This is a genomic window from Streptomyces sp. NPDC029014 (genome assembly GCF_055564695.1).
In genome coordinates, this window is record NZ_JBVHVT010000060.1 from 43,947 (window position 1) to 56,524 (window position 12,578).

General features: G+C 75.9%; 10 protein-coding genes and 2 pseudogenes. 4 read left to right on the forward strand and 8 right to left on the reverse strand.

Translation table 11 applies throughout. From position 1 onward, the window contains the following. Window positions 1-51 precede the first annotated feature (51 nt). Window positions 52-963, reverse strand: coding sequence for a PhzF family phenazine biosynthesis protein (locus ACZ4VL_RS28315; RefSeq protein ID WP_468205262.1), 912 nt, complete (start codon window positions 961-963; stop codon window positions 52-54). Between the two features lie 550 nt (window positions 964-1,513). Between ACZ4VL_RS28315 and ACZ4VL_RS28320 the strand changes: the two are divergent. The 4 genes and pseudogenes from ACZ4VL_RS28320 to ACZ4VL_RS28335 form a co-directional block, all read left to right on the forward strand. Beyond that, window positions 1,514-1,918, forward strand: a pseudogene (locus ACZ4VL_RS28320) (hemerythrin domain-containing protein); the annotation flags it as partial. Window positions 1,919-2,243: 325 nt separating this feature from the next. Then, window positions 2,244-2,627, forward strand: a pseudogene (locus tag ACZ4VL_RS28325) (DUF6098 family protein); the annotation flags it as partial. Window positions 2,628-2,860: 233 nt separating this feature from the next. Further along, complete coding sequence (locus tag ACZ4VL_RS28330) at window positions 2,861-3,310, forward strand: SRPBCC family protein (RefSeq protein ID WP_468205265.1); 450 nt, start codon at window positions 2,861-2,863, stop codon at window positions 3,308-3,310. Between the two features lie 666 nt (window positions 3,311-3,976). Then, entirely contained in the window at window positions 3,977-5,260 is a 1,284-nt protein-coding gene (locus tag ACZ4VL_RS28335) for an MFS transporter (RefSeq protein ID WP_468205285.1), read from the forward strand. Window positions 5,261-5,360: 100 nt separating this feature from the next. Here ACZ4VL_RS28335 and ACZ4VL_RS28340 read toward each other — a convergent pair whose 3' ends face one another. The 7 genes from ACZ4VL_RS28340 to ACZ4VL_RS28370 all read right to left on the reverse strand — a co-directional run bounded on the left by ACZ4VL_RS28340 (window position 5,361) and on the right by ACZ4VL_RS28370 (window position 12,536). Next, a complete protein-coding gene (locus tag ACZ4VL_RS28340) occupies window positions 5,361-6,437 on the reverse strand; it encodes a glycosyltransferase family 9 protein (protein ID WP_468205267.1) in 1,077 nt (358 codons plus the stop codon). Continuing rightward, a complete protein-coding gene (locus tag ACZ4VL_RS28345; RefSeq protein WP_468205270.1) occupies window positions 6,434-7,825 on the reverse strand; it encodes a PfkB family carbohydrate kinase in 1,392 nt (463 codons plus the stop codon). Before ACZ4VL_RS28345 ends, ACZ4VL_RS28340 begins: the two co-directional genes overlap by 4 nt. Next, window positions 7,822-8,493 (reverse strand): D-sedoheptulose-7-phosphate isomerase, encoded by a 672-nt coding sequence (locus ACZ4VL_RS28350; protein ID WP_468205273.1) that lies wholly within the window; start codon window positions 8,491-8,493, stop codon window positions 7,822-7,824. Before ACZ4VL_RS28350 ends, ACZ4VL_RS28345 begins: the two co-directional genes overlap by 4 nt. Window positions 8,494-8,585: 92 nt before the next feature. Continuing rightward, window positions 8,586-9,845, reverse strand: coding sequence for a glycosyltransferase (locus ACZ4VL_RS28355; RefSeq protein WP_468205275.1), 1,260 nt, complete (start codon window positions 9,843-9,845; stop codon window positions 8,586-8,588). After that, window positions 9,842-10,807: a glycosyltransferase gene (locus tag ACZ4VL_RS28360; RefSeq protein ID WP_468205278.1), complete on the reverse strand. Its 966-nt coding sequence runs from the start codon at window positions 10,805-10,807 to the stop codon at window positions 9,842-9,844. Before ACZ4VL_RS28360 ends, ACZ4VL_RS28355 begins: the two co-directional genes overlap by 4 nt. Continuing rightward, window positions 10,804-11,904 (reverse strand): glycosyltransferase family 9 protein, encoded by a 1,101-nt coding sequence (locus ACZ4VL_RS28365; RefSeq protein WP_468205280.1) that lies wholly within the window; start codon window positions 11,902-11,904, stop codon window positions 10,804-10,806. Before ACZ4VL_RS28365 ends, ACZ4VL_RS28360 begins: the two co-directional genes overlap by 4 nt. Continuing rightward, window positions 11,901-12,536 (reverse strand): D-glycero-alpha-D-manno-heptose-1,7-bisphosphate 7-phosphatase, encoded by a 636-nt coding sequence (locus tag ACZ4VL_RS28370; RefSeq protein ID WP_468205282.1) that lies wholly within the window; start codon window positions 12,534-12,536, stop codon window positions 11,901-11,903. Before ACZ4VL_RS28370 ends, ACZ4VL_RS28365 begins: the two co-directional genes overlap by 4 nt. Between the last annotated feature and the right edge of the window lie 42 nt (window positions 12,537-12,578).

The following is a 12,578-nucleotide window of genomic DNA, read 5'->3' on the forward strand; positions in this document are numbered from 1 at the left end:
CGCAAGACCAGGCGCGTACTGCGACCCGACGGCGCGCAGGGCAGCCGTGGGTCACGGGGTGCGGCGGTGCGCGTGCACGGGCGGCAGGACTTCCCGGCGTGCCGTCACGGTGCCGCCGACGTGGACGAGCGGGCCGTCGGGCCCCTGCCGCGCCGTAGCGGTGACGGTGGAGGGTGAACCGAGGGAATCGCCCATGTCGACCGTGATGCCCGTCGATCCCTCACGTGCGAGATGGGCAGCGAGACAGGCCGTGCTGTTGGCGTTGGCGATGTCCTCGGGGACGCCGATCGACGGGGCGAACATACGGGCCGCCAGGTGCCCGTCGGAGCCCGGTGGGCCGTACGCGTAGCAGCCCAGCAGTCCGAGGCGGTCACAGACGTCACGGAGTGCGTCGAGGTCCGGGGCCAGGGCGGCCACAGCGGCGCGCGTGGAAACGGGGACGAGCATCCGCGGCCGCCCGAGCGTGGCCACGCAGATGTCGCCCGTCGGCGTTCCGGGACCGGACCCCAGCGCGCGCAGGACGGAGTCGCGCTCTTCCGGCGACGGCTGGCGCAGGTCGATGGCTCCGGGCTCGAACAGGGCCCTGAGCTTCCCGCCCTCCCGTGTGACGTGGCCACGGAAGACGCGACCCGACGTCCTGACGGTGGCCCGGAGCTCCGCGTGCCCGCCCCGTGCGGCCAGGAAAGCCAGAGCAGCGACGGTGCCGTGCCCGCATGCGGGCAGTTCCCCCGTGGGGGTGAAGAAGCGCAACGACACGTCGGTACGGCCGGGCGCGCTGTCGTTCGTGCGGACGAAGACCGCGTGCGACGTCCCGGCGAGAACGGGCACTCGGCGTCGCTCGGCACCGCTCAGGGCCGTCTCGTCCACGACAGCGGTCGGGCTGCCACCGCGGCCGCCGCGCGAGCACGCGCGGAGGACCGTGACGGCCAGACCGCTCGCTTTCCCGGCGGTGGCGTCCGACATGGGAGCGAGCGTAGTGCAGTGGATCCCTTCGCGGCTGCCCCGCCGCCCACCGGAGCTCCGCTCGGCAAGGCCGCTCGCCCGAGGGCGGGGAGGAGCCGGACGGCTGCCGCCGGGAGCCCGCGGGCCCGGGGACGGCGGTCCGAGCGCCGTGGCCGGGGGCTTGCCGGGATCTGGGAGCAGGGCCCAGATGGCCCTGGGTGCCGTGCGGGTCCCGTTCGGCAGTCCGGTGGTGCCGCTTGCGGCCCGGGCCGGAGCCGTGCCCGTGAGCACGCCTGGCGTGGCTCAAGCCCGGCGGAGTCCTGCAGGGTTCGGTCGCAAGGCTCCGCTGTCCACGCGTATGACCCGCCTTCGGACCCGCAAACGCTGTTCCGACGAATTTCCTGAACCTGCCTCAGGAGGACTGCGGGACAACCCATTTGAGCGGACTCCTCAATGCCCGGGACGGCCGCCGTTCGCGCGCCCGGGCCGTGTCCTAGGGGAGGCGGCAGCATCGCGTGTCGATGACGGACTGCGCCAGGCATGGAGGTGCGGAACCGAAGGGCTGCCGTCCATGGCTTCCCGTGACGGCGACCGCGTAGTCGCCTTGAGCCATCAACTCGCGCAAGCACACCGAGCACTTCGCCGCCGGATCGGCGAGATCAGGAAGAGCCTCGGCCACCACCGGTTGAGCGACGACGTACTCCTCACCCATTGCCTGGCCTTCTGCGCCGCGTTGACCGAGCACCACCAGGGCGAGGAGGAAGGGATGTTCTCCGCATTGCTACGGGCCCGCCCGGACCTTGCCGACACGGTCGTGAACCTCGTCGAGGACCACGGCCTGATCACCTCGATCCTTTCCAGGGTGGGTGAACTCGCGAACAGGGCGGCCGAATCCCGCGGCCCGGCCCTGGAAGCGATCGGGCGGGAGCTCGACGGCTTGGCAGCCGTCATGGAGTCCCACTTCAGCTACGAAGAGCGGACGATCAGTGAGGCGCTCGACGACGGAACACCCGAAACGGGTTGGCGCGACAGGGTGTTCGGCTTCGGCACCGCGTGGCCCGCCCGCCGGGCGTGCACCGGGCGGCCGACGCGCCTGGTCCCGCGGCGGCCGGTCGGCGCCGCCCGGCGAGGCGGCTCCGGCAGGAGCGCGGACCACAGCGCCGCGGGGAGCCGACGCCATCCGCCGCGGCGTACCGCCGGACGGGGTCCCTCCGAGGTGCCGGTCGGCCGCCGGGGCCGGGAACGGCGACGTCAGCCGCGGGTAGCCGTCGAGCATGAACGAGGCAAAGGGCTGCAGGCCGATGGCGGTCGTCGGCTCGCTGGACCAGCTGACGGGCCTGCTCGCCAGCCGCAACGGGCTCCATGTCCGCTGGTCGAGAGGCCCGGATCGCGACCTGCCCGAGCCGTCCAGCCGCGACGCCCTGACGGGGGCGGAACTGCCGGGTCTGTCCGCGAACCCGCTGGACGTCGAGGACGGGTGGAAGGGTCGCTCGCTGCGGACCTGGGCCGCGCGGCGCCTCTACGACTACTCCCACCTCGCCCGCGCCGCGGACCGCACGGCCCAGCCCTGGCTGCTCGCCGGCACGGAAGCCGGGCGCGGCCCGGACAACGAGCCGCTCGTCCGGGACGTGGAACCACTGGGCCGGATCGATCCCGCCTGCCTGGCGGAGGCAGAGACGGAGATCGAACACCAGCCGGGCTGGTGGGGCCCCTGGACCGGCTGTGACCGCCGGGGTGTCACGGTGGTTCGTCCGTCCGGCGGGCCGGGGTGCGTCTCGTTCGGGGGAATCTACGTGGCGCTGCGGGGGCAGACGCGCGGAATGAGGGCATCGGTGTGGTGCCCTGCGCGTCACCGATCGGGCCCTGAGCGTGGCGCCGGCCATGACGCGCCTACGCCTTTTCGACGAGGGAGACTCTCGTGTCGCACGTCAAGGAATCGATCGACGTCAACGTCCCCGTCCGCACCGCCTACGACCAGTGGACGCAGTTCGAGTCGTTCCCGGAGTTCATGTCCGGCGTCGAGCGGATCGAGCAGCGCACCGACACGCTCACGCACTGGGTGACGAAGGTCGCCGGTGTGGAGCGGGAGTTCGATGCCGAGATCACCGAACAGGTACCCGACCGCAAGGTCGCCTGGGTGACCATCAGTGAGGGGGCCGAGCAGTCGGGCGTGGTCACCTTCGAGCCGATCGACCCCTCCCATACGCACGTCACGCTGATGATGGACTTCGACCCGGAGGGGATGGCGGAGAACATCGGCGACAAGCTCGGCTTCGTCGACCGGCAGGTGAAGGGCGATCTGAAGCGGTTCAAGCACTTCATCGAAGAGCGCGGTACCGCCACCGGCGAATGGCGCGGTCAGGTCTGACCGCACGCCCCGAGGGCCCCGCCGGCGGCGCATGCGGCCGTGCCCGTCCGCCGGTCGGCCCCGGGCGGCGTACGGGCACGGGTGCACCGGGTCACGTCCGATGGGGCGGCAGGGGGAGGGGCAGGGCGGAGGGGGCGCGTGAGCCTGCGACGGCACGCCGAGACGCTGGCGGCGTGTGCGCCGGGCCCGCGAACCGCGACAGCGGCGCTCACGGGCGCCGCCTGACGGGGTCGCGCTCGGTCCGTGCGTCGGCCCGGCCCGGTAGAGCCCGGCCCAGGGGGTGCGGACCAGACCGGGCGGTTGCCTGACCCGCCTGGTCTGCATGACGGCGACCGGCCGGCGGCCGCTGCCGGCGGTTCTTGTGAGCAAACCCACGGGAGCCGCATCATGCCTGGTGGTGGTGCGGTCGGCGTTCCGGGGCGGCGTCCGGCGGACCGTGGTCCGCCCGTGGGGGGCGGCTCTTCTGCCACGATGTTGCGCCGGGACGCCCACCGCGCCGCGCACCGATCCGGTGCGCCCGACCGGCCGAAGCGGCCCGCTCCACAGCCAACCGCCGCCTTCGCCGTGCGCTCGTCCGGGTACCTCACTGTGACTTCCTCCCCCTCCCCCTCCTCCGCGCCCTCCACCACCGATCGCTCTCCCTGGCGCTCCCTGCGCTACCGCAGCATGCGGTGGTGGTCGGCGGCCAACCTGGTGTCGAACGTCGGCACCTGGATGCAGCTGACCGTCCAGAACCTGCTGGTGCTGCAGCTCACCGGGTCGGCCGCCGCGACCGGGCTGTCCATCTCCGTGCAGGCGGCGCCCGGCCTGCTCATGGGCCTGGCCGGTGGTGCCGCCGTCGACCGGTGGCCGCGGAAGCTGACCGCCGCGGTGAGCCAGGCGCTCCTGGGGGCGGTCGCCTTCACCATGGCCGTGCTCGTGGCCCTGGACCAGTTGAACCTCGGTGTGCTGTTGGGGCTGGCGGCAGTCACGGGCCTGATCGCCACCGTCGACGGTCCCGCGTGCGCGCTGCTCGGCAACGACCTGGTCCCACCGGAAGACGTTCCGTCCGCGATCGGCGTGGGCTCCCTGGTGCACAACGCGGGCCGTCTGGCGGGTGCGGCGCTCGGTGGGGTGACCGTCGGGTTCCTCGGCGCGGCGGCTGCGTACACCGCCAACGGGCTGTCGTTCCTGTTCGTCGCCGCCGTGATCCCGTTCCTCCGTCCGGCCGCGGCCGTGCCGGCGCGTCCCGGGGCACCGACCGCACGGGACCCGCAGGAGGCCGGCGCAGGCCCTGCCGCGGCACCGGCGCAGCCGCAGGGCGTGCGACAGGGCCTGCAGTTCTTCCTGGGCCGCCGTCGGCTGGTCGCCCTCGCCGGGATCGGAGGCCTCAGCGCGCTGTTCGGCCGGAACTACGGGCTGACCCTCGTGGTGTTGGTGACCGGCCCGCTCGCGGGCGACGCCGCCGCCTTCGGCGTGGTTTCCACCGTGCTGGCGGCCGGCGGCATCGTCGGCGCCGTGCTCGGCGCCCGGCTGCGCCGCCCCACGGTCCGGCTGGTCGGGATGCTCGCGGCCGGCGGGGCGCTGCTCCAGGTACTGGCCGGGCTGTCGCCCTCCCTCGCGGTGCTGCTCGTGCTCGTGCTGCCGATGGCGGTTGCGGAGTCGGTGTCGGAGACCGCCACCACCACCCTCGTGCAGACCGATCCGCCCGCCCCCATGCGGGGCCGGGTGCTCGGGATCTGGGGAACCGTGCGCACGGTGTGGGGCCTCGCGGCGCCGGCCACGCTGGGCCTGCTCATGGAGCTGGCCGGAGCCCGGGGCGCACTCGTCTTCGGCGGCCTCGTCGTCGCCGCCGTCCTCGGCTCCGGCTGCCTGTTGCGGGGCCGCCGCCGGGCGCCGGAACCGGTGGTCCTGCTGCCGGAGGACAGGGCTGCCGCCGCGGTCCGGCCGGGACTGGGCACGGCCGCCTGACGAGCGGGCGGTCGTCCGCGCCCGCCCGGACAGCCGGTCCCCGTGCGGCACCGGACGGTTCGTGGCGGCGCGTCCCGTGTCCGTGATCCACGGACCACGGTCACTTCGGCGACGGACCGCGGCCCTTCCCGCACAGGGCGTCCACTGCGTCGAGGACCTCGGGCACGGTGATGCGCAGCAGCCGCGGGTCGGGGGTCGTGGCGTGTGCGTCCCCGGGACGCAGCGGGTCGTCGCCGGGGCCGCAGTGCCAGAGGGCGGTGTGCCGACCGCCGGGCGGCGGCCCCCACAGCTGAGGGGCGACCGGGCCGAACAGGACGACGGACGGCGTGCCGAGGGCCGTGGCGAGGTGGGCGAGGCCGGTGTCGCCCACGATCACGCAGCGGGCCGCCGCGACGATCGCGCACAGCTGGGGGAACGGTACGTCCTGCTCGCCGCCGAGCACCGATCCGGGCGGCAGGCCCGCCAGCCCGGCGACCCGCCGGGCCAGCCCGGCCTCGCCCGCGCCGCCCGTCACCACCACGGGGTGCCCGGCACGGTGGACCGCGCGGGCCACGGCGGCGAACCGGTCGGCCGGCCAGCGGCGGGCGCCCGCGTCGGCTCCCGGGTGGACCACGGTCGCGCCGGGTGCCGGAGACGGGCAGGGCGGTGCCGGGATGCGCAGGTCGGCGGGGTGGGCGGGGAGGCCGTACCAGCCCAGCAGTCTGCACCACCGGTCCCGTTCGTGCTCCGCGGAGTGCCAGCGCGGGCCGGTGATCTCCGGGGTGCCGGGGTGGCGGAAGGCGTACAGGCGGCGGGGGCGGAGCCGCTGGAGCAGCAGGTGACTGGACGGGCCGTTGCCGTGGAGGTCGACGGCCAGGTCGGGCGGCGGGCCGGTCCAGGGCAGCCGCGTCGGCACGGCGCGCCCGGGGGCGGTGGTCGGCAGCAGCCGGTCGACCAGGCCGGTGGCGGCCGTCGCGTCGGCCAGCCGCTCCGGGGCGGCCAGCAGGATCTCGTGGCCGGGCAGTGCCCGGCGGAGGGCGCGCAGCGCGGGCACGGCGGTCAGCAGGTCGCCCAGCCCGAGCGCGCGCAGCACCAGCGTGCGCGGCCGAGCGTGTTCCGAGGCCGGGCCGGCTGCCGCAGCTGCGCCCGCTTCCGGGGCGGCGGCTCCGGGGGCGGCAGCTCCCGGGGTGGCAATCACGGCGTGGCGGAGCGTGCTGCCCGGCGGGCCAGGCCGGTGGTGGAGCGTCCCTGGAGGTAGGGCAGCACGAGGGCCTGCCCGCCCCACCCGCGCAGGGTCTCGGCCTCGGGCAGGTCCTCGACGCAGTAGTCGCCGCCCTTGACCCAGATGTCCGGCCGCAGCCTTCCGAGCAGCGTCTCGGGGCTGTCCTCGTCGAAGGACACCACCGCGTCCACGCTGCCCAGCGCACTGAGCACCCGGATCCGGTCGGGGAGCGGGTTGAGCGGCCGCCCGGGGCCCTTGAGCCGGGCGAGGGAGGCGTCGGAGTTGACGCACACGATGAGGCAGTCACCGATCCGGCGGGCACTCTCCAGCAGGCCGACGTGGCCGGCGTGCAGCAGGTCGAAGCAGCCGCCCGTGGCGACGACCGTGCCGCCCCGGGCCCGTACGTCCCGGGCCAGGGCGTAGGCGTCGGACGGCGGGCGTGCAGCGGGGGACGGTTCGCGGGCCGGGTCCCACAGCGCGGCGTTGCCGGCGCCGCCGGCGCTGACGAAAGCGGCCGCTTCGGCGACCGCGCGTTCCACCGCTTCCTCGGGCAGTGCCCCGTCCGCGAGGGCCGCGGCACAGACCGCAGCGAAGCAGTCGCCGGCCCCGCAGGGGTCGCCGTCGGCCTGGTAGGGGGCGGGAAGCAGCATGGGCGTGTCCGTGGCCGGTCGGGTCAGAAGGGCGCCCCGGGCCCCCAGGGTGACGGCGACGGCGGCGGCCCGCCAGCGTTCGGCCAGGGCGCGGCCGCGCCGGGCGTCGTCGGCGAGGGCTGTGCCGGAGCCGGGCAGCAGGGCGCGGGCCTCCGCCGCGTTCGGGGTCACCAGACGTGCGGCGGCGACCGGCGCGTCCCCTTGGGGATGCGGGTCCCACACCACGGGGACGCGCCGGGCCGCCGCCGCGAGCTCGGCGCGTACGGCGCGGGCGGTGTGCCGGCCGTAGTCGGCGACGAGGACGGTGCCGGCGGCGGCCAACACCTCGCGGACGGCGTCGTCGGCGGCACCGGGACGGCCCCCGCCCCGGTCGATGCGCACGAGAGGGCGGCGGCCGGCCAGGACCCGGGTCTTGACCGGGAGGGTGCCGTCGAGGGGGAGTTCCACCAGGGTGAGCCGGCCGTGCAGGGCCCCGCGTACGGTGTCGGCGGCCGCGTCCCGGCCGAGCGCGGTGACCAGGACCACCTCGCGCCCGGCGCGCCCGGCGCGGGCGGCGAGTGCGGCGGCGAGCCCGGCGCCGCCGGGCCGGGAGCGGTCGCTGCGCACGTCGACCACGGGGGCGGGCGCGTCGGGGGCGAGCCGGCCCGCCTCGCCTTCGATGTCCTGGTCGAGGAGGGTGTCCCCGACCACGACCAGGGGCCCGGCGGCGGTCATTGCGGCCTCCTGCGGGCCGCGGCGGCGGCCCGGGGACCGGCGGGGCCGCGGGGGGCGCGCGCCGGCCGCGGGGCGGCCGCGGGGTGCGGGGCGAGGGCCGCGTCGAAGCTCTCGCACAGCAGGTGCACGGCCACGAGGTGCGCTTCCTGGACGGTGGCGGTCCGCGGGGCATCGATGCACAGGGCGTCGTGGCCGGCCTCGGCCAGCGGGTTCGGGCCGGGGCCGGTGAGGGCCCACACGCGCAGACCGGCCGCGCGGGCCGTGACCGCCGCCGAGATGAGGTTGGTGCTGCGGCCGGACGTGGAGAGCAGGACGAGGACGTCGCCGGGACGGCCGTGCGCGGAGACCTGGCGGGCGAAGACGTGGTCGAAGCCGTAGTCGTTGCCGATGGCGGTGACGCTGGAGCTTTCGGCGTGCAGGGCGATCGCCGAGTAGGCGGGCCGGTCCTGCTGGTAGCGGCCCACGAGTTCGGCCGTCAGGTGCTGGGCCTGGGCGGCGCTGCCGCCGTTGCCGGCGGCCAGCAGCCGGCCGCCGGCCGGGAGGAGCGCGGCGAGCTCGCGGCCCCACCGGGAGAGCCGGTCGAGTCCGGTGCGGCGGAAACCGTCGAGGGCGTCCTGAAGGGACTGGCAGTGCCGGTGTGCGTCTTCGAGTGTGCGGGGGTCGCTCATGGGCCGTGCGGGCGGCCGCCCCGGACGGGTGCGGTTGCGCCCGACCTCCTTCGGTGGTTCGGGGGTGGGGGCCGAGTGGGCGGTGCCGGAAGTCAGACCACCACGGCCGCGGTCGGCCGGGCGGCGAGCACCGAGCGGTAGACGGTCTCGGTGGCGGCAGCGACATGGGCCCAGCGGTAGCGGCCGAGAACCCGTCGACGTCCCGCCGCTCCGCAGGCCGCGCGCAGCGCCGGGTCGGCCAGCAGGGCGGCGACGGTCGTGGCGAGCGCACCCGGATCCCCGGGCGGCACCAGCCGACCGGTCAGCGGGTCCGACACCGTGTCCAACTGGCCGCCGACGGCGCTGGCCACGACGGCCCTGCCGCAGGCCATGGCCTCCAGCGGGACGATGCCGAACGGTTCGTAGTCGGCGGGGCACAGGACGACGTCGGCGCTGCGCAGCGCGGCCGCGACGTCGGGGCCGCAGAGCCCGCCGGTGAAGCGGACCCGGTCGGCGACCCCGGCCTCCTCCGCGATGCGGCGCAGTCGGCGCACCTCCGGGTCGGAGCCGAGGCGGGCGAGGGGCGGGCCGCCGACCACCAGGAGTTCGGCGTCGGGCAGCAGGGCCAGCGCGCGGATGGAGACGGCGGCGCCCTTGCGGGGTACCAGCCGGCCCAGCTGGAGGAGCCGGTGGGGGAGGGCGCCGCGTGGCGCCACCGGTCCTTCCGGCGTGAACCGGTCGGGGTCGACCCCACAGGGCACCACGTCCACGTGGTGCGCCGGAACGCCCATGCGGGCGAGTTCGGCGACCTCGTCGCGGCAGGTGGCCACGATGCGGTCGCAGTGCAGGCCGAGTTCGCGTTCGCAGCCGATCCGGACGGGCGGGCTGGTGTCGGCACGGCCCTGGTGCCTGCGCTTGACGCTGCCCAGCGCGTGGTAGGTGTGGACCAGCGGCAGCTGCAGCTCACGGGCGGCCTGCAACGAAGCCAGGCCGGACATCCAGAAGTGGGAGTGGATCAGGTCCGGCGGCCGGTCCCGCCACAGGTGGGTCAGGTAGGCGCCGAACCGGGGCATGTGCGGCAGCAGTTCGTCCTTCGAGAGCTGGGCCGGCGGGCCGGCGGGCACGTGGTGCACCTCGACGCCCGCCCGCAGCCGCTCGCGCTCGGGCAGGTCGAGGGCGTCCTTGCGGGTGTAGACGGTGACCCGGTGGCCGCGCTCGGCGAGCGCGCAGGCGAGGGAGGCGACGTGGACGTTCTGCCCGCCGGCGTCGGCCCCTCCGAGGGTGGCCAGCGGGCTGGCGTGCTCGGAGACCAGGGCGACGGACAGCGCCTCGGCGGTCGCGCCGCGAAATCCCCCGGAACGCAGGGGACTCATGAGACCACCTCTTCCATCAGCTGCTGCCAGTCGGTCAGGAACCGTTTGAGGCCGTACCGTTCGAGGGCCGCCTTCCGGGCGCGGGCTCCGTCCTCGGCGGCGGCCTGCGGATCCGCCAGGTAGCGGCGGGCCGCCTCGGCGAGCACCTCGGGGCGGGTGGACAGCGTGCCGGTGCCGGCTGGGACGGCTTCGATCGATTCGGTGGTGGCGAGGACCACGACCGGCATGCCCAGGTGCATGGCCTCCAGCAGCGACAGGCCGAGCGAGGTCCAGCGCACGGGGTGCAGGTAGAAGCGGCGCCGTGCCATCTCCCGGTGGAGGAGGGCCTGCGGGAGGTCGGCCGTGCGGCAGCGGTCGGGCGGCAGGCCGAGATGGGCGGGGAGGCCCTCGGTGGCCATGCCGAAGACGTCCAGCGGTGCCGCCTCGGCCAGGGCTGGCAGCAGATCGCTGCCGGTGTGGCGGCCGCGGCGCACCGGTTCGTTGACGACGACGGCGGCGTGCGGCAGCCGGCCGGTGTAGAGGTGGCCGGGGTCGACGATGCCGTGCTCGATCACGGTGGTGCGGGTGGTGCCGTTGTCCCAGAACAGTCGGTTGAAGTGGGTGACGTGGACGAGGGTGACGTCGTCGCGGTCGGCGCAGGGGTGCCGGGTGCGCGGGACGTCGCCGTCCGGGGCGTTGTGTTCCACGTACACGGCCGGGAGGTCCCGGCCGGGGCGGCGACCGCCGAGCCACCGTTCGGCGAGCTCCTGTTCGTGCGGCCGCTGGAGGACCACCAGGTCCACCGGGGCGTCGCGGAGTTCCTCCGGGGTGACCTCGCGGACCGATGCCGGCCAGTCGAAGGTGCGGGCCCGGCCGAGGCCGTCCGCGTCGCGGCCCGGAGTGACGGGGACGAGGTAGCTGTGGGGCCCCTGTACGAAGGCCGTGGTCCACGAGCCGTGCACGTGCCAGAGCAGGATGTTCATACCGGAGCTCCTTGGTCCTCGGGGAGGGGGCCGTCCGGGAGGGACCGGACCGGCGGCGTGCCCCCGGGTCCAGGCGGGGCGCCCTTACGGTCGCCGAGCGCGCGGACCGCCGCCACGACCTGGTCGTCGCCGATGCCGTCCAGGCAGGGGTGGCCGGCGATCGGGCAGCGGCGGGCGCGGCTTCCGGCGCAGGGTGCGCCCCCGTCGCCGAGCAGGACGTGCGGGACGCCGTAGGGCCTCCAGCGTTCGGCGGACACCACGGGCGCGAACAGGGAGACGACGGGGGTGCCCACGGCCGCGGCGAGGTGCGCCGGCCCGGTGTTGCCGACCACCACGGCGTCCGCGCCGGCCAGGACGCCGGCCAGCTGGTGGAGGTCCTCGGTGGCGCCGCCCAGGTCGAGCCCGTGCCGGCCGGCGACTTCCGCGGTCAGGCTCCGCTCGGCCGGGCCCCCGGTCACCACCACCCGGAAGCCGGCGGTGGCCAGCTCCGCGGCGGCCCGGGCGGCCCGTCGGGGGCTCCACGCCCGGGCGGGGACCGCCGCCCCGGGATGCAGCACCACGTACGGGGCGGGGCCGGTGAGTCGGGTGGTGTCGGGGGGCGGACGGACGGCGAGCGTGCCGGGGTCACCGTCGGGGAGGGCGAACCCCGCGGAGCGGGCGAGGTCCAGGGCGGCCTGGGCCTCGTGGCGGCCGGGGCGCCGCCGGTGGCGCAGGTCGAGCAGGGAACCCGGGTAGTCCTCGCTGTCGGCCGCCGTCCAGCCGATCCCGGCCAGCTTGAGGAGCAACGCGACGGGCAGCGGGCTCTGGTGGTGGGAGACCAGGACCAGAGCGCGGTCGTAGCGGCCGCGGGCAAGGGCGTCGACGAGGTCCAGGCACTCCTCTCGGGACACCGGGGCCGGCTCCAGTCCGACCCAGGGCGCGTCGTACAGGAGGACGTCGTCCACCCCGGGCAGCAGCCCGGCCGCCGGAGCGCCCTGCGGGCCGCAGAGCAGGGTCGTGTGGGAGGACCCGGCCGCGACGGCTCGGACGGCGGGGCCGGCGAGCAGCACGTCGCCCGCGCTGTCGAGGCGGACGACCAGGGTCCGCGGGGCGTTCACGGCGCCGCCCCGGTCCGGCCCGCCCAGAGTGCCTGCCGTACGGCGGCCAGCAGGTCGGGGGCGGTTTCGCGGGCCTCGGCCGTCTCCTCGGGCCGGGTCTGCGGGGTGGGTACGAGGATGCCGCGGGCGCCGGCGGCCCGGGCTGCTCCCAGGTCGGCGGCGATGTCGCCGATGAGGACGGTGCGGTCGGGCCGTACGCCGAGCCGCCGGCAGGCGGCGTGCACCAGTCCGGGGGCGGGTTTGCGGCAGCCGCAGCCGTCGTCCGGACCGTGCGGGCAGATCGCCCAGACGGCGAAGGGGCCGAGCAGGTCCTCCACACGGGCGCGGACCGCTTCGACATGACGCCGGGTCAGCAGGCCGCGGGAGACGCCGGACTGATTGCTGAGGACGCCGACGGGGATGCCCAGGGCGCGTACGGTGGCGACGGCCTCGCGGGCCGTCGGCAGCGGCGCGACCAGGTCCGGGTCCCCGTTGTAGGGGACGTCGGCGATCAGGGTGCCGTCCCGGTCGAAGAACACGGCCTCGGGCGGGGCGTCCGGGCAGGTGCTGTCGGGCCGTTCGCCGTCGGGCCGTCCGGCGCCGGTTTGCCGGTGGGGCGCGGCCAGCCCATCCCCGGAGCAAGAGTAAAGCAACCAAAGAGGGCCACAGCCACATCGAGAAGGAGGGCAGACAGT